The following is a 14,229-nucleotide window of genomic DNA, read 5'->3' as shown; positions in this document are numbered from 1 at the left end:
TAATAGACCTTTTTTCGTGAGACTTCAAGATATCTTTTGTCTCAATCTTATTTACAACTCACCTTTCAGTATAGCGTACTGTTCTAAGATAATCCTCCTCCTTCTATAAATTGTGGCTTTGCTCATGAATTTCTGTTCAGCTATTTCTTCCCATCTCAGTTGAGGATATCTCCAGCGCAGATTAAAGATTTCCTTATCTTCATCAACTAGACTGATCAGGAGTTTGTTAATAATAGCTTTGAACCCTTCGAGAAATTTTAAGGTTGGATCATCTGCGATTCTGATTGCGATAGTTTCGGTAGGTTTGCTTATTCCTACGCTAGGACCACTCTGAGTATCTGGGTTTCGAGTTTCTAATTCTAGCCTTCTCAAATCTATTGTACGTTGAATGTTTTGAAATTTGAAAAGTTCTCTGTCTAATGTTTTGAGGTCTTCGTCGCTTAATTTCTTCAAATCCTACCTCCTCGAAATCTTCGTGACTGCTTCCACTTGATAATCTTACCGTCATTATTGTTATTGTGATAACCTGGCAATCTTGCTGTTGGACTTTCTTTGTAGATGATTCTTTCAATGACCTGGACTTCAGGTATCATTTCATCATCTATCCACCCAACAAGCCAAGCAGGATTTACATCATAGGTTTTAGCAATCATTTCAATTTGTTTAATAGACGGATATCCACCACGTTCATACAAATGAATTGTGTTTTGGGAGACACCTGTATCTCTGGCCATATCTTTGACAGAGATACATAGGTCCTCTCTAAGTTCTTTCAATCTTAGCTGCATCTTACTCTCCACTTTCTAGTATTAGCTTTTATGAACGCAGCCTGCTTTTTCATCTGCTCCCATTCATAATCCATGATAATTTCAAGTTGGTTGTTACAAAGGTCTTTTAAGAAATCATTTTGAGCTTCTAGTTTCTCAATATCCTTATAGGCCCTTTCATACAGTTCATCTTCCAGAAATCTAATGCGCTCTGACATTGCTTCTTGGATGATGATGTAAGTTGGTTTCTTGTACTTTGTCATTACAATCTTACCTCATCTCCTATTTTTAGAGATTCATAGCTTGTTTGAGTAACTACGAATATTCCGTAATTTTGCACTGTGATAGTGTACATGTCGCCAATCTTCTCCTTGTGGGTGACTCTGCCTTTAATTTCTGCGCCTGAGTTATCAGCTTTATAAACGATAATCGGGCGCTTTTCTTCTAGTTCTGCAATCCTGCACATCTGCCAAATATTCAATCCATTTGTTTCTTTCATCACTACTGTATAACGCTTTTCATTCTCTACTGTGTAGCCAAACATCCAAGCAAGAGCAAAAATTTCTTGATTATCTGGATCATCCACCCAGCTATTAACTTTCTCTGGTGTGTATAAGAGAGCTCTAAGCAAGTTTTTTCCTTTCGCTTTGCACTCCTCAATCCAAACCGCCACAAACTGCGGTATCACTGGTTTATTCAATTCTTGCCGAATCTTATCAGCATCCTTCAATTGATTGCCAACCCATGCTCCCTCAAGTTTTCCTTGTTCGTAACCACTACGGTATTTCATCGAACCGTAGTCGTCCCCTAACTCTTTTAGAATGTCATTAAGCCATCTGGTTTGAGTTGTTGGATCAAACCCTCTAATTCGACGAACGACATCTTTTAATTTGAACGGAAACGGTTCTGGTTCGTCTAAAGACCGTAAGTCTTTCAAAACTAAATCAACCGAGGTCATTTTTTTCTTGCTAGCTTTAAATTTTTCGTATCGCTCAATTAGTCCCCGAATGTTCATTAAAATTCCTCACTTTCAATTTTTCTGATATCAACAACCTCTTCAAGATATTCCTTTGAACACCAGTCGTATTCAACGCATTGTCTAATAAATCTTTTTTTATAAAAACAATGCTCTATGTATGCGATTGGAAATAGCAAAGTAATGAAAGGTGAACAAATGATTAAAAATAAATAAATAGCAATTCCACAAACTTTTGAGTCTGCAATATATTCATAAAAATCTACTAAATCTTTTATTCTTTTAAAATGCCTGATAAAAATAATATAGTTTTTTCTTTTCATCATTCACAACTCCCTAAAACGGCAATCCATCATCTGGAATATCCATCGGATCACTAGCTCTGAAAGTTGGTGGCATCTGATTTTCCATACTCGAATGGTCCGCAGTCTTATCTCGCTTTTCCAAAAGCTGAAAGCTCTCAGCTACAACTTCCGTCACATAGACACGTTGTCCTTGCTGATTATCATAGCTACGAGTCTGGATGCGGCCTGTGATTCCTACCAGGTTCCCTTTTTTGCACCAATTTGCGAAATTTTCAGCCTGCTGGCGCCACATGATGCAACTGATAAAATCAGCTTCACGATCACCTGCCTGATTCTTAAAATTGCGATTCACTGCCAAACTGAATGTCGCAACTGCAACATTTGATGGTGTGTATCGTAACTCAGGGTCATGAGTCAAGCGACCTACTAACACAACATTATTGATCATCTTTCTTTTCCTTTCCTGTCACACATTCAACAACTGAGTAACCGATAAAAAAGCACAGAAAAGTTATTCCAAATTCTTTAATAAATTCAATCATTTTCTTCCCCTCCTTCATTTTCTGAAACGGCATTTTGTGTAAAATTGTTGCCAATTTCGTAATACTTGTATTCCTTAGCCGTCACTTCAAATGTTTCTTCGATCTGCTTATTTCCTGCATATCCTGAAATGACCAGGATGTATTTTCTTTTGGTTCTGGTTGGCACAAGTACAGAATTTTTACCTGTTGTAACAGGTATGAACGTTGTGTGAGGTTCATCAATGTACTTATCTACCACCGTCCCACTCGAAATCTCGTGACATGCTACGAGGAAGGATGCGAGTAAAACAACACATATGATTTTAAAATATCTCACTCCTTGTCCTCCAAACTAACAGTTATAGCTTGTTTAGCTTCTTCGGAGATAAAAATAAGTGTTTCTCCTTTTTTTAAGTTTTTTAAATCCTTCTTTGTGAATTTCACTTTATGGACTTCGTAGTTTTTACCATTTATTTCAATCATCTGGCAGAACCTCCTTAGATGAACAAACTAGCTAGCCACAGAACAAATGCAAAATATATAATCTTTGAAATGGCCTGAGTAAGTTTTTTTGAAATCTCTTCATCTTCATGGATTGTTGGATTTATGAAGGTTAGTAAAGCATCTACTCCCAAAGCCTGCCAAAACGAAATCTTTCCGACTGGGAGAATTGTCGTTACAATCTCATTCCAACCAAATTGAACAACAAGCGGTGAGACAATTGTTACGAGTAATACACCAATAATAATTCCTAGTCTTTTCATTTTATAAATCCTCCTCTTTGACAAACACCCCGTCAATCATCTTACCTTTGCGGTCCTTGATGACTTCATAAGCTTCTTCTAAGCAATTTTCAGCTGTAGTTCCATTACAAAATGAAACCGTACTAACCACACTGTCAAGAAACATCAAGTCTGCTTTGATTAAAGGAATCTGTGTCTCATTGTGACAGACATGAGCGTATAGCTTCTGAGCGATATTACCTAGACTAGAAACCATCAGAAGCAATTCAAGTTCCTGTTGATTGGCTGAAATCTGAGCACCGTTCTTGATCTGCTGATCAAGCCCAATCAAAACCACCTGAATGTCACCAAGCGCATCGTAAATCAGTTCAGATTTATCCTTTGCAATGCCTTCAAACAATTCTCCTGACTCTTCCATCAACTTCAAGAACTGTTTGACAGGATTTGCTTCATGCAGGTTTCTGTCAACAAACCACTGTTGAACCTTTTCTTCCAAATTCATTTTTGTATTCATCTTACTTTTCCTCTCTTTTCTTCGTAATCAAGTAGTAGCAGTCAACTGCTCCGTAATCAATCCTGATGTTTTCTCCACTCATGCTTTTCCGAAATCGTGGATCGTTAATAGCGGAATAGCTGGCTTGATGTTTCTTTAATTCATTGATTGCGCTATGTATATGGCCAAAACTCCCAATGAGTATCTTGCGGTGACCGTTATAAATGAAGTAGAGCTCAATCATCTTTGCAAAACTCCTTGTAGATTTTTTCGAAAATTTCTGACACCAATTTTTCAGGTATATTAGATCTCTCGTTGTATGATTTTGAGAAGTTATTCCACTCTATGTGCTGCTTGATAATTTTATTCTTAAGATTAAGTTCAACATTGCTTCCAAAAATCGTCCGCTTTTGTAAAGGATAATCATAATTATTGTATCTAGCTAGGTTTTTGTATGGAATTCTGAATCCAATAATATCCTCAATGTAGGGCCATAGTCTGTCAGCTGCTGGATTCTCAATAACCCAAAATTGTGGTCTATATCTTTTTATGATTTCTATTGTGTTGAAAGCTGTTAACTCGCCATTGACCCTTTTTAAAAATTGCCTGTCGTACTGATAATTTATATAGGCTGACTCGTAATCCTGATTTGCCCTGATCGTGAACGGTGAAGGTCTTACTTGTGGAGCAAACAAGCTATCAGACACATCATTGCGTTTCCAACACGCATTCCCATTTTCCATTGCAGAAGCATTTGACCATGATTCACATGGCGGACTAGCTATTACAAGGTCAGGTTTTGGCAGCTTGTCAAGCTCGTCAAAGAGCGTGTTATCTCCAAATAAGCGCTTGTAATCTGCAAGGTCTAGATTTATGAAATGATTGCTCTTGTTTTCTATATCCATTCCGATTGAATAGATTTCAATATTCGCCCCCCCCCGAACTATTCAGAGAGTTAGCACCCTTGAAGCAAGAACCATTCCCACTATCAAAAAGTGCCCAAACTGTCATTTTTTTAATGATCAATACCTCCTAAAATAACTTCAACTGCTTCTCATAAGCATCAAGTCTCTGTTTAGCAAGGTTGAAGATGTCTCCGTCTAACTCACAACCTACATACTCAAAACCTAATTCTTGACAAGCGATCAAACTACTTGCTGAACCGACGTGAGTATCGAGTATTTTATCTCCTTCTTTTGCGTAAGTTTGAAGTAACCAAAGATAAAGATTTATCGGTTTTTGTGTTGGATGGATTCTAACCTCATTCAATGCCTTATTTCCTTGCTGAATATGACCTTCAGATATTGACTTGCCTTGCATCATACCATTCCACATATAACGAAATAGTCGTGTGCTATCATGTAAGCTGCAGTATGCTATCTCACAATCTGAAAAACTTGACTGGCCATTAACTTTATCCCAAACGATACGGCCGGGTCCGAAAGCATAATCAAAATAATTCACACCCCAAATAATTTGATTTTTAGATACCCTGAAAAGTTCGTCGAAATAATCTCTATTTGGAATTTGCCACTCTGAGGTTTCGCCATAAAGCCTATTGACACCAATCGGACTGACTTTTCGACCATAGTATTTTCTTTTTTCTGGACCAGAAAAATATGGCGGGTCGACAATAGCTAGGTCAAAGTAATCATCAGGATATTGTTTCATGATATCCATACAGTCACCGTTTAAGAATTTCATCATCACTTCACCTGAATCACATAAAAATTACCAAACGATCTAAGTGCTTTGGCCACCTGCATTGCAACCGCACGAGAAACAAACCGAATAGCTCCCCTCTCTTCTGAAAAAGAAATATCAATGCCAGTCACACCGATACTAGCAGACATCAAGTACGGTTTTTCTTCTTTTGTCCCATGTTTCAAAATAAACATCAGCTACCTCCATTATCCAAACGCTTCAGCATTTCCTGTTTCCGTTTTTCAAGCTCTTCCTTGGTCTCATCACTCGTAGTATTCACATAGTTAGGTTGAGACCACTCAGGAACATTTGATTTTTCATTACCAGGACGCTTGCTGACTTTGCTTTCTTTGTACGCTCGCTCACGTTCATCGACTGCTGCAATCGTCAAAACTCCATCGTTTTTCCAATTCGTCAAAATCGCTCTGATATAACTAAAATTCCTTTTACCATTATCAGCAGCAAGACCAATTGCTTTCAAGACAACCTTTGCTTCTATGCCATCCAAAGTGACGAATTCTTTCAAGATTTCAAATTGAGTTCCATCCAACTGAGCAATACGAGATTGATATTCTTCGACAATGAGTGCGACTGGATTTTCATCTACATCTTTCTCTATATCTGTATCTATATCTTTCTCTATATCTATATCTCCGTTGCAAGTTGTTGCAATGGTGTTGCAATGCAACCCCCTCAACTCTCTATGTTTGCGACTTCTGCGAGTGCTCGCTGTCTCACTGCCCACCATTTCAGGAACCTGTTCTAAGAAATAATCTCTGTCATTTATTTTAGTCAGCAAGCCCTTACTCTCTAAGAAAATCAGAGTGATTTTAATATCTTCAACATTCTCATCAATGACAAGAGCGATTTCTTCAGCTAGATTGTCAGCAAGCCCATCATAGTAGATGTGCCCGCCATCCTCTAAACTAATCAACATCATTTTGAGATAGATGATAGTGTGCGTATCGCCACCTGCAATCTTACGAAGCAATTTCATTTCTTTAGATTTGAAAAAATCCTGAGCCAGTTGAATCCAGTAGTATCGCTTGTTTTTAACTACCATTGATACCCTCCGTTTTAATCCACAAATGTTTCTTTTCGTGTCACGGGATCAATGTCCACACGTCGCCCTGTTTTAAAGTCGATAAACCCTTTTTCAACTTGTGGCGCTTGAAATTGGACCTTCTTCGGTTTCGTGGCCATTTTAAGCTTGATATTCATCATCAGCGATTCAATCAATACCACTGAAACTACTGTGCATACTGCGATAATTTGTAAATTGTTCATGTTTTTTATCCTCTTTTTGTGCTATAATATAGTCAAATAATTTTGCTAAGACCTTGTCCAGAAGCCTTTTAGTAAAGTTATTAGATTTGATTTGAGAGCCATTCTTTGATGGCTCTTTTTGACCATTTTTTACCCGGGAGTTCTTTTGGAAATCCCTTCATGTAACGATAATTATTTGAAAATGTGTCATAGTTGATTCCTAGAAATTCGCAGGTAGTGCCTACATCCATCAACTCAGGATAGTGGTCACTATCTTTTTCTATTTCAACCAACCTTGTGATCGTGTCCTTGATAATGGATTTGATCCAGTCCGTTAATGAAAGTAGAACATTATCCATCTTTTGCCCTTTCTAAATTTCGTCAAATGAGTTTAATTTCATGATTTTCATTTTAGTATTGGTGCTTGGTTCCCAAGTCATCCAATATTTCAATGCTGCTTCTGCAAACTTTTTCGGTAGCAAGTCATAGCGACTAATATTAAAATGGTCCTTGAAATCAATCTCAGCTTGTCTAAATACCGACTGAGCAAAAATCTTATCAGCATAAGCTGGACTATCAATCCCACCCAAGCAAGCCACAACCCTAGCCTTACGCTTCTTCAGTAATGATTGAGCATAGCTCGGATGAATCGGTTGCTCGCTCTTGAGATAGTCAATATCTTCCAGCATAGTAGCCTGTTGCTCGCGCAATTTCTTCTGTCCAGTAAATAGAGCAATAAAGGCATCCTCGTCCAAGTCCTCACGGATGAAACCACCCTGCTTGCGAATAGCTGGCAAGACCTCTGATGTCACCCATCGTTTAAATTCTTTCGCTTGTGGAAGCTTACTTGAAAGAATGAGGGAGTAGAGCCCAGATTCATTGATGATGATAGTTTCTTGAACCCTTCCTAAATTATCTGTGAGGCCCTGTTTTAGGGCGTCATCTTCATCAACATGAAGAGCAATAGCATTTCTAGCCTTGCTATATCCTAGGATGTCTGCAACATCTTTCCCGACAAACCAAGGCTCGTCATCAATTGTCAAAGTACGGACTTCCTGTCCGTGAAAATTAAAAATTTCGTTCATAATATTCCTTTCTACGCTCTCTCCTTCTGCTATAATATAAGCAGAAAGGAGGTGAGAATATGAAACAATTCATCAAAGATTGTTTTGATGAGAGTGATGAGAATGATTCAATCACAATCACTTTCTCAAATGGTGATAAAATTGACTTTTTCCAAGTATATGATGATTGCTCTGACACTGAGAATCATATAGTTCTTGTCGAAGTTAAAACGGATTTTCGACATCTAGTCAATCTTGATTATGTAGTACACATTCGTTCAAATGCGTAATCTTTCTGCACCTAATTGTCATGATTAGGTGTTTTTTGTTGCATAGCACGTTTTCTGATAGCTTTCCTCAAACAATCAGCTAGGTGAATCATATCAGGAATATTGCATCCCTTGATGGAACCAATAGCTCCTAAAGCTTCATAATAGGTTTCTGTATGTGCCAAAACATCGTCAACCATATTTTCAAAATGTTTCTCAATGATTTCTTTGATGAGATCATTATTTTGTCTTGTATTGTTCATTTCTTACTCCTCAAATTTTTCCCAAGGCTCGTTAATTCGTAACTTTTTATTGATACGAAGTTTCAAGTCATCACTTCCTTTACCATCTTTGAAAAGTTGTGTAATAGTTGATGGACTGACTCCGACTACGATAGCTAAATCAGTCTGCGACCATCCACGTTTTTCAATTCGCTCTTTTACAAGCTCTATCCATTTGCGATGTTGTTGGCTCATGTGGACTCCTCCTTTTATTTTTAATAGAGTTAAAGAGTTAGTAAATTATTTCATAAAATACTTGACACATTTTAGCGTATCTGCTAAAATGAAAGCATAATTAAAAACCTTGATAAAATCTCATATCTATCAATTTATACTGCTCGGCAAAGCTATTTAATTTTTAGATAAGTTTTTATTAGTTTTTTAACTAACTCTTTAACTTACAAAAACTATTTTAGCGTAAACGCAAAATAAAGTCAACTGTTTTTTGCGTATTTTGTAAAATATTTTTTGTCATGTCTTAGAAAGGCTGATAAATCAATGTTTTCTACATTTGAAATCGTAAAGGATTTATGCGAAAAACAAGGGATTTCACTAAATACCTTGGAAGAAAAACTAGAATTAGGCAAAAATTCTTTGTATGGATTAAAAAGGAATCAACCTTCTGCTGAAAGATTGCAACAGATTGCTGACTACTTCAACGTGTCCACCGACTATCTTCTCGGTCGTACGGATAATCCGAATATAGCTGGGGATACAAAAGGGTATACATGGCAAGGGAAAGTTCTAAATGTTGAAGAAATGGCATCAAATGTCATGATGTTTGGCGGTCGAGAATTAACAGACGAAAAGAAGAAAATCATCCAGTCTATCATTGAAGGCTATCTCAAAGAAGCTGGTGATTAGAGGTATTGCTTAGTGACTGAAAAAGAAATTATAAGTCATTTTCAGATTCGTATTATCGATTTTGACGGCAATCTAATGCCAGACGAACTTGGATTTTATGAAAAAGAAACCAATACAGCTTTCTTGTCGAGTAAGCTCAACAAAGAAGAGAGAGTTAAGGTCCTACTTCATGAACTGGGACACAAGGATCACACACGCTCAGAGTACCAAAACGCTCGCCTACGATGTGAAAACGAAGCTGATAGAATGATGATTCATTATCTTGTAAAAGATGCACTAATCAGACTAGAAGATCCATCTGACTTTGACTTTACGAAATTCATGGATTACTATAATTTAAAAACCATGACTTATGAAATCATGGTCAAAGAAGAATATCAGACGTTAGTTGGTTAAATATGTTTATAAACTGCTAAAGCAGAAAAAGAAAGGAACTACTTATGGCATTGTTTGGTAAGAAACAAGATGAAGTTTCAGAGGTTGAACTATTCACTGAAGAACCTAATGAGCGAGTTTTTGAGTTTAAGAAATCAAAAACTGTTGTAAGAATCGATGATTATTTTATCAGAATTGCAAGAAAGTCAAATGTTTCAAATGTTTTACTTCACGGATTGGATGGAGAAAAATCTATTCTGTTATCAGAAATTACTGCTTATCAATTAAAAGAGCCAGGTGCAACTGTTGGTTACCTTCAATTAGTCTATCCTGGATCATCTGATACAAAAGGTGGTGTTTTTGATGCAGTCAAAGATGAAAATACAGTGACTTTTCTCAAAGAAGACAAAGCAGCTATCTTAGAATTAAAACAAGCTATTGAAAAAGCTTTAAAAGATAAAGTCAAGAAATAACAAAAAGCCCCACAATCGCCCTCGCCAAAGTTTGATTGTGAAGCTTACCTTAGATAAAAATCAGCCATTAAAAAGGCCTCTTTTCTATATTCTATTTTACACCATGAAAGGGGTGATGTCAATATTCTCAACGTTTAGACCTTGTCCAGAAGCCAATAAACAAGGAGAATACAATGAAATATAATAAAACAAAATACCCAAATATCTATTACTATGAGACTGCCAAAGGCAAGCGCTACTATATCAGACGCTCTTTCTATTTTCGTGGTAAAAAGAAAGAGATTACTAAAAGTGGTCTCACAACCCTTCCACAAGCTCGTGCAGCCTTGACAGAGATTGAGCAGCAAATCCACGATCAGGAATTGGGTATCAATACGAATCTAACACTTGATCAGTATAGGGGTATCTATTCTGAAAAGAGATTATCAACAGGGCGCTGGAATGACACTTCCTACTACCTCAATGACAATCTTTATAAGAACCACATCAAACCAAAGTTTGGTTCTGTTCTGCTTAAAAATTTGGATAGAAATGAGTATGAACTCTTTATCGCTGACAAGTTGCAGAACCATACCAGATACACTGTTCAAACCCTCAATTCCAGCTTCATGGCATTGTTGAATGATGCAGTAAAAAATGGAAATCTGCTCTCAAATCGCTTGAAAGGTGTCTTTATTGGCCAAAGTGATATTCCTGCTGCTAACAAGAAAGTGACTCTTAAGGAGTTCAAAACTTGGATAGCAAAGGCAGAAGAAATCATGTCAAAACAATTCTACGCTCTAACCTATCTGACCATTTTTGGATTGAGAAGAGGAGAAGTCTTTGGATTGCGCCCGATGGACGTCACTCAGAACGACAATGGACGGGCTATACTGCATCTTAGAGATAGTCGAAGCAACCAGACCTTGAAAGGGAAAGGAGGGCTTAAAACGAAGGATTCGGAGCGATACGTCTGCCTAGATGACATCGGAACAGACCTTATCTATTATCTGATAGCTGAAGCTTCTAAAATTAAGCGAAAGTTAGGGATTATCAAGGAGCAACAAAAAGATTATATCACCCTGAACGAAAAAGGTGGTCTCATCAATCCAAACCAGCTAAATAGAAACTTCAATCTAGTGAATGAAGCAACAGGTCTACATGTAACACCTCACATGATGCGCCACTTCTTCACGACTCAAAGCATTATTGCAGGGGTTCCACTTGAACAATTAAGCCAGGCGCTAGGTCATACAAAGGTTTATATGACGGATCGTTATAATCAAGTTGAGGACGAATTAGCCGAAGCGACAACAGACCTATTTCTTAGTCATATTCGCTAAAAAAGTCCCCGCCAAAACCTCAAAAAGTCCCCTCCAACTCCCCGACCAAATTCCAAAAACTACCGAAATTTATCGGAAAACGATGTTTAGGAAACTCCCGAAAAGCTTGAAATAAAGCAAAAAAACTCCACCTGATTGGGTGGAGTTAAGGGAGATTATTATGAAAAAGAAAAGTTTAGGAAATTTGTTACAACAAGTTAGGAGGTCTTCTTGTAACTGTCTATAGTATATCCAACCTGTCTTAAACAAATCTTAAAAAATCTCCTATGACCAAACACTTTCTAAAATATTTGTCTGTTCACGACCAGGACCTACTGAGAATGTTGAAATACGAACACCCACCAATTCGCTAACACGACGAACATAGTTACGTGCATTTTCAGGAAGATCTTCCAAAGTACGTACTCCAGTGATATCTTCAGACCAACCAGGCAATTCCTCGTAGATTGGCTTGCAACGTTTCAATTGTTCGAGACTAGCTGGGTAGTAATCAATACGTTGACCATCAAGATCATAAGCCACACAGATTTTTACTGTATCCAAACCACTCAAAACGTCAATAGAGTTCAAAGAAAGATTTGTAATACCAGAAACACGACGGCTATGACGCATCACAACTGAGTCGAACCAACCCACACGACGTGGACGGCCAGTTGTTGTACCGTATTCATGACCTACTTCACGGATGCGATCTCCCACTTCATCAAACAATTCAGTTGGGAAAGGTCCGTCCCCTACACGACTCGTATAAGCTTTACACACACCGACAACCTTGTCAATCTTACTTGGACCAACACCAGAACCGATTGTCACACCACCAGCGACAGGGTTTGACGAAGTAACAAATGGATAAGTACCTTGGTCAATATCCAACATAACACCTTGCGCACCTTCAAAAAGCACACGTTTCCCATTATCAAGCGCATCGTTCAAGATAACAGATGTATCAGTTACATATTGCTTGATTTGTTGGCCATATTCATAGTACTCTTCAAAAATATCATCAATTGAAATAGGAGTACTGTCATATAATTTTTCAAACAGACGATTCTTTTCCGCAAGATTACGTTCCAAACGTTCACGGAAAATATCCTTATCCAAAAGATCCGCAATACGAATTCCAACACGAGCAGCCTTGTCCATATAAGCTGGACCAATACCCTTGATAGTAGTCCCGATTTTATTGTCGCCCTTAGCTTCTTCTTGTAGACGGTCTAATTCAATATGATATGGCAAAATGACATGCGCACGGTCCGAAATGCGCAAATTATCTGTTGTCACACCTTCTTCATGAAGATAAGTTAACTCTTTCACAAGGGATTTTGGATTCACGACCATCCCATTCCCAATAACAGAGATTTTTTCAGGGAAAAAAATTCCAGATGGAATCAAGTGCAACTTAAATTTCTTGCCATCAATCACAATTGTGTGACCAGCATTATCACCACCTTGATAACGAGCAATTACTTCTGCATTAGCTGAAAGAAAATCTGTAATTTTCCCTTTACCTTCATCACCCCACTGGGTACCTACAACAACAACTGAAGTCATAATAAAATTCGTCTGAGCTACTAGGAGCTCGTCCTTTCTCATATACATGGCAGGAATTTCACCTGCAATTATATCTTACAATTTATTATAAGAAAAAAACACTATTTTATCAAGAAGAAACACTAGAAAAGATTTGGAATTTCTGTAAATTATAAAAATCAAATCCTTAAATTTTAAATAAAATCCTTAAATTTATAAATTAAATGTTCATTATTGTTCGTGATAAATGAAATATATGATCCTTACTAGTTTAGGACGGCACCTTCTTGAAGGAATTTATCAAGATACAAGCGATATGCCGTCTGAAAATGATATAAATTAAAGTCTTTAACGCTTGTAATTCTAAATCTTATCAAGTAATAAAGTAAAAAACGAAGATGAAGTGATTCCCACTCAGCACAACTCTGCCCTAAAGAAGCATATTCTTGTTCAACTAATTTCAAAAAAACAAATGCTCGATCATAAAAATTTTGAAGCATATAAAAAATCCCTTTCTTATTATTAACACTAGTCTAACAAAAAAAGGAACTAAAAAATCTTCAAATCCTATAAAAGTAGAATTTGAAGCCAAACGAACTAAAAATAAAATATAAAGACATTTATAGATGCAAAAATTAAGTTTTGAATTTTGAGAAGTTTACTTCATTTATAAAATCATAACCCCTCGTCTAAGGAGTGGTTTGCGCTAGGGAATATAAGCTCAAATTATCAGCCAGTACCTACAGACAATGACTTTCACGTTGTTATAGTCTCATTGCTCTTTACTTACCACTATCCCTGAAGGAATCCTCTCTACATATTCAAGGATCAGGTGACCCTATATAATCTCAATATCCTTATAATTTCACAAACCATGAAATAATACTCCTAGACTACTTCGATATGGATTATAGATAACTTTTCGTCAGTACTTAGGACTAAATACAATGTGATACTTACAGTGCCACTTTGTTTTTGATAACTATGAGCCTTTTGTACCATGGTTTCTCCTTTTACTCTACAATTTTTACTCTACAATCAGCTTGAAGACCTTTATTGTATAGCATTTGGATTTTTCTTGGCATAACAAACAACACACTCTCTCATAGCAGATAGTTTATTTATCTCACTCCGTTAGGTGAAACGGACTAATAGTAACATAAGAAAAAAGAACACCACCAGGTGTTCTTTTTATCTGACTCCGCCAGTAGGACTCGAACCTACGACATCATGATTAACAGTCATGCGCTACTACCAACTGAGCTATGGCGGATAA

General features: G+C 37.1%; 25 protein-coding genes, 1 tRNA gene and 2 pseudogenes. 5 read left to right on the top strand and 23 right to left on the bottom strand.

The features are described from left to right. Positions 1-51: 51 nt before the first annotated feature. From ACUW6H_RS07200 to ACUW6H_RS07120, 17 genes and pseudogenes are all read right to left on the bottom strand, one after another. Positions 52-453: a transcriptional regulator gene (locus ACUW6H_RS07200; RefSeq protein ID WP_454363412.1), complete on the bottom strand. Its 402-nt coding sequence runs from the start codon at positions 451-453 to the stop codon at positions 52-54. Further along, positions 450-788 carry a helix-turn-helix domain-containing protein gene (locus tag ACUW6H_RS07195; protein WP_454363410.1) on the bottom strand — a complete coding sequence of 113 codons (339 nt, stop codon included), beginning with the start codon at positions 786-788 and terminating at the stop codon, positions 450-452. Before ACUW6H_RS07195 ends, ACUW6H_RS07200 begins: the two co-directional genes overlap by 4 nt. After that, entirely contained in the window at positions 779-1,030 is a 252-nt protein-coding gene (locus ACUW6H_RS07190) for a hypothetical protein (protein WP_454363408.1), read from the bottom strand. The genes ACUW6H_RS07195 and ACUW6H_RS07190 overlap by 10 nt, the downstream gene beginning before the upstream one ends. Beyond that, positions 1,030-1,557 carry a DUF1372 family protein gene (locus ACUW6H_RS07185; RefSeq protein ID WP_454363888.1) on the bottom strand — a complete coding sequence of 176 codons (528 nt, stop codon included), beginning with the start codon at positions 1,555-1,557 and terminating at the stop codon, positions 1,030-1,032. Before ACUW6H_RS07185 ends, ACUW6H_RS07190 begins: the two co-directional genes overlap by 1 nt. Before the next feature lie 224 nt (positions 1,558-1,781). Beyond that, positions 1,782-2,069: a hypothetical protein gene (locus ACUW6H_RS07180; protein WP_454363406.1), complete on the bottom strand. Its 288-nt coding sequence runs from the start codon at positions 2,067-2,069 to the stop codon at positions 1,782-1,784. Between the two features lie 10 nt (positions 2,070-2,079). Next, positions 2,080-2,496 (bottom strand): single-stranded DNA-binding protein, encoded by a 417-nt coding sequence (gene ssb / locus ACUW6H_RS07175; protein WP_454363404.1) that lies wholly within the window; start codon positions 2,494-2,496, stop codon positions 2,080-2,082. Between the two features lie 86 nt (positions 2,497-2,582). Then, positions 2,583-2,906 carry a 3-dehydroquinate synthase gene (locus ACUW6H_RS07170; protein ID WP_454363893.1) on the bottom strand — a complete coding sequence of 108 codons (324 nt, stop codon included), beginning with the start codon at positions 2,904-2,906 and terminating at the stop codon, positions 2,583-2,585. Further along, a complete protein-coding gene (locus ACUW6H_RS07165; RefSeq protein WP_180364490.1) occupies positions 2,903-3,052 on the bottom strand; it encodes a hypothetical protein in 150 nt (49 codons plus the stop codon). Before ACUW6H_RS07165 ends, ACUW6H_RS07170 begins: the two co-directional genes overlap by 4 nt. 14 nt (positions 3,053-3,066) lie before the next feature. Continuing rightward, entirely contained in the window at positions 3,067-3,333 is a 267-nt protein-coding gene (locus ACUW6H_RS07160; protein ID WP_454363402.1) for a hypothetical protein, read from the bottom strand. 1 nt (position 3,334) lies between these two features. Then, a complete protein-coding gene (locus tag ACUW6H_RS07155; protein WP_247942306.1) occupies positions 3,335-3,826 on the bottom strand; it encodes a MazG-like family protein in 492 nt (163 codons plus the stop codon). 215 nt (positions 3,827-4,041) lie between these two features. Further along, positions 4,042-4,816 (bottom strand): annotated as a pseudogene (locus tag ACUW6H_RS07150) (DNA methyltransferase). A 21-nt stretch (positions 4,817-4,837) separates the two neighbouring features. After that, on the bottom strand, positions 4,838-5,512 hold the full coding sequence (locus tag ACUW6H_RS07145) for a DNA-methyltransferase (protein ID WP_454363400.1): 675 nt from the start codon (positions 5,510-5,512) through the stop codon (positions 4,838-4,840). Beyond that, complete coding sequence (locus tag ACUW6H_RS07140) at positions 5,512-5,703, bottom strand: hypothetical protein (protein WP_454363398.1); 192 nt, start codon at positions 5,701-5,703, stop codon at positions 5,512-5,514. The genes ACUW6H_RS07145 and ACUW6H_RS07140 overlap by 1 nt, the downstream gene beginning before the upstream one ends. Next, complete coding sequence (locus ACUW6H_RS07135) at positions 5,703-6,572, bottom strand: phage replisome organizer N-terminal domain-containing protein (protein WP_454363396.1); 870 nt, start codon at positions 6,570-6,572, stop codon at positions 5,703-5,705. Before ACUW6H_RS07135 ends, ACUW6H_RS07140 begins: the two co-directional genes overlap by 1 nt. A 14-nt stretch (positions 6,573-6,586) precedes the next feature. Continuing rightward, complete coding sequence (locus ACUW6H_RS07130; RefSeq protein ID WP_084911229.1) at positions 6,587-6,796, bottom strand: hypothetical protein; 210 nt, start codon at positions 6,794-6,796, stop codon at positions 6,587-6,589. 80 nt (positions 6,797-6,876) lie between these two features. Beyond that, positions 6,877-7,134, bottom strand: coding sequence for a hypothetical protein (locus ACUW6H_RS07125; RefSeq protein WP_049543927.1), 258 nt, complete (start codon positions 7,132-7,134; stop codon positions 6,877-6,879). Between the two features lie 12 nt (positions 7,135-7,146). Continuing rightward, entirely contained in the window at positions 7,147-7,860 is a 714-nt protein-coding gene (locus ACUW6H_RS07120; protein ID WP_454363393.1) for an ORF6C domain-containing protein, read from the bottom strand. 59 nt (positions 7,861-7,919) lie between these two features. Between ACUW6H_RS07120 and ACUW6H_RS07115 the strand changes: the two genes are divergently transcribed. Continuing rightward, positions 7,920-8,129, top strand: a complete 210-nt coding sequence (locus ACUW6H_RS07115) for a hypothetical protein (RefSeq protein WP_454363391.1) — start codon at positions 7,920-7,922, stop codon at positions 8,127-8,129. Positions 8,130-8,140: 11 nt separating this feature from the next. Here the strand turns inward: ACUW6H_RS07115 and ACUW6H_RS07110 are convergent, their stop codons facing one another. Both ACUW6H_RS07110 and ACUW6H_RS07105 read right to left on the bottom strand, forming a co-directional pair. Continuing rightward, positions 8,141-8,371, bottom strand: coding sequence for a hypothetical protein (locus ACUW6H_RS07110; protein WP_454363389.1), 231 nt, complete (start codon positions 8,369-8,371; stop codon positions 8,141-8,143). A gap of 3 nt (positions 8,372-8,374) precedes the next feature. Further along, positions 8,375-8,584, bottom strand: coding sequence for a helix-turn-helix domain-containing protein (locus ACUW6H_RS07105; protein WP_454363387.1), 210 nt, complete (start codon positions 8,582-8,584; stop codon positions 8,375-8,377). Positions 8,585-8,887: 303 nt separating this feature from the next. On the opposite strand from ACUW6H_RS07105, the gene ACUW6H_RS07100 reads away from it, so the two are divergent. The 4 genes from ACUW6H_RS07100 (at position 8,888) to ACUW6H_RS07085 (ending at position 11,423) form a co-directional block, all read left to right on the top strand. Beyond that, positions 8,888-9,253: a helix-turn-helix domain-containing protein gene (locus ACUW6H_RS07100; protein ID WP_454363385.1), complete on the top strand. Its 366-nt coding sequence runs from the start codon at positions 8,888-8,890 to the stop codon at positions 9,251-9,253. Positions 9,254-9,265: 12 nt separating this feature from the next. Continuing rightward, positions 9,266-9,649, top strand: a complete 384-nt coding sequence (locus ACUW6H_RS07095) for an ImmA/IrrE family metallo-endopeptidase (RefSeq protein WP_454363383.1) — start codon at positions 9,266-9,268, stop codon at positions 9,647-9,649. A 44-nt stretch (positions 9,650-9,693) separates the two neighbouring features. Continuing rightward, a complete protein-coding gene (locus ACUW6H_RS07090) occupies positions 9,694-10,101 on the top strand; it encodes a DUF4429 domain-containing protein (RefSeq protein WP_015997028.1) in 408 nt (135 codons plus the stop codon). A 173-nt stretch (positions 10,102-10,274) separates the two neighbouring features. Then, positions 10,275-11,423 carry a tyrosine-type recombinase/integrase gene (locus ACUW6H_RS07085; protein ID WP_454363381.1) on the top strand — a complete coding sequence of 383 codons (1,149 nt, stop codon included), beginning with the start codon at positions 10,275-10,277 and terminating at the stop codon, positions 11,421-11,423. 264 nt (positions 11,424-11,687) lie between these two features. Here the strand turns inward: ACUW6H_RS07085 and ACUW6H_RS07080 are convergent, their stop codons facing one another. From ACUW6H_RS07080 to ACUW6H_RS07065, 4 genes and pseudogenes are all read right to left on the bottom strand, one after another. Beyond that, complete coding sequence (locus ACUW6H_RS07080; protein WP_096408773.1) at positions 11,688-12,974, bottom strand: adenylosuccinate synthase; 1,287 nt, start codon at positions 12,972-12,974, stop codon at positions 11,688-11,690. 245 nt (positions 12,975-13,219) lie between these two features. Continuing rightward, positions 13,220-13,453 (bottom strand): sigma(X)-activator ComW, encoded by a 234-nt coding sequence (comW, locus tag ACUW6H_RS07075; protein ID WP_096405660.1) that lies wholly within the window; start codon positions 13,451-13,453, stop codon positions 13,220-13,222. Positions 13,454-13,794: 341 nt separating this feature from the next. Continuing rightward, a pseudogene (locus ACUW6H_RS07070) lies at positions 13,795-13,955 on the bottom strand (transposase); the annotation flags it as partial. A gap of 197 nt (positions 13,956-14,152) precedes the next feature. After that, a tRNA-Asn gene (locus ACUW6H_RS07065) sits at positions 14,153-14,226 on the bottom strand. Positions 14,227-14,229: the final 3 nt, after the last annotated feature.

The organism is Streptococcus sp. 151470009-6 (genome assembly GCF_053628175.1).
Note: the sequence above shows the minus strand (reverse complement) of the source record. Positions and strands in the feature narration are given on the sequence as shown.

Bases quoted from the DNA above. Each gene is read 5' to 3' on its own strand.
- ACUW6H_RS07195 (WP_454363410.1), bottom strand. From the start codon at position 788: ATGCAGCTAAGATTGAAAGAACTTAGAGAGGACCTATGTATCTCTGTC.
- ACUW6H_RS07190 (WP_454363408.1), bottom strand. From the start codon at position 1,030: ATGACAAAGTACAAGAAACCAACTTACATCATCATCCAAGAAGCAATG.
- ACUW6H_RS07185 (WP_454363888.1), bottom strand. From the start codon at position 1,557: ATGAAATACCGTAGTGGTTACGAACAAGGAAAACTTGAGGGAGCATGG.
- ACUW6H_RS07180 (WP_454363406.1), bottom strand. From the start codon at position 2,069: ATGATGAAAAGAAAAAACTATATTATTTTTATCAGGCATTTTAAAAGA.
- ssb (WP_454363404.1), bottom strand. From the start codon at position 2,496: ATGATCAATAATGTTGTGTTAGTAGGTCGCTTGACTCATGACCCTGAG.
- ACUW6H_RS07165 (WP_180364490.1), bottom strand. From the start codon at position 3,052: ATGATTGAAATAAATGGTAAAAACTACGAAGTCCATAAAGTGAAATTC.
- ACUW6H_RS07160 (WP_454363402.1), bottom strand. From the start codon at position 3,333: ATGAAAAGACTAGGAATTATTATTGGTGTATTACTCGTAACAATTGTC.
- ACUW6H_RS07155 (WP_247942306.1), bottom strand. From the start codon at position 3,826: ATGAATACAAAAATGAATTTGGAAGAAAAGGTTCAACAGTGGTTTGTT.
- ACUW6H_RS07145 (WP_454363400.1), bottom strand. From the start codon at position 5,512: ATGATGAAATTCTTAAACGGTGACTGTATGGATATCATGAAACAATAT.
- ACUW6H_RS07140 (WP_454363398.1), bottom strand. From the start codon at position 5,703: ATGTTTATTTTGAAACATGGGACAAAAGAAGAAAAACCGTACTTGATG.
- ACUW6H_RS07135 (WP_454363396.1), bottom strand. From the start codon at position 6,572: ATGGTAGTTAAAAACAAGCGATACTACTGGATTCAACTGGCTCAGGAT.
- ACUW6H_RS07130 (WP_084911229.1), bottom strand. From the start codon at position 6,796: ATGAACAATTTACAAATTATCGCAGTATGCACAGTAGTTTCAGTGGTA.
- ACUW6H_RS07125 (WP_049543927.1), bottom strand. From the start codon at position 7,134: ATGGATAATGTTCTACTTTCATTAACGGACTGGATCAAATCCATTATC.
- ACUW6H_RS07120 (WP_454363393.1), bottom strand. From the start codon at position 7,860: ATGAACGAAATTTTTAATTTTCACGGACAGGAAGTCCGTACTTTGACA.
- ACUW6H_RS07115 (WP_454363391.1), top strand. From the start codon at position 7,920: ATGAAACAATTCATCAAAGATTGTTTTGATGAGAGTGATGAGAATGAT.
- ACUW6H_RS07110 (WP_454363389.1), bottom strand. From the start codon at position 8,371: ATGAACAATACAAGACAAAATAATGATCTCATCAAAGAAATCATTGAG.
- ACUW6H_RS07105 (WP_454363387.1), bottom strand. From the start codon at position 8,584: ATGAGCCAACAACATCGCAAATGGATAGAGCTTGTAAAAGAGCGAATT.
- ACUW6H_RS07100 (WP_454363385.1), top strand. From the start codon at position 8,888: ATGTTTTCTACATTTGAAATCGTAAAGGATTTATGCGAAAAACAAGGG.
- ACUW6H_RS07090 (WP_015997028.1), top strand. From the start codon at position 9,694: ATGGCATTGTTTGGTAAGAAACAAGATGAAGTTTCAGAGGTTGAACTA.
- ACUW6H_RS07085 (WP_454363381.1), top strand. From the start codon at position 10,275: ATGAAATATAATAAAACAAAATACCCAAATATCTATTACTATGAGACT.
- ACUW6H_RS07080 (WP_096408773.1), bottom strand. From the start codon at position 12,974: ATGACTTCAGTTGTTGTTGTAGGTACCCAGTGGGGTGATGAAGGTAAA.
- comW (WP_096405660.1), bottom strand. From the start codon at position 13,453: ATGCTTCAAAATTTTTATGATCGAGCATTTGTTTTTTTGAAATTAGTT.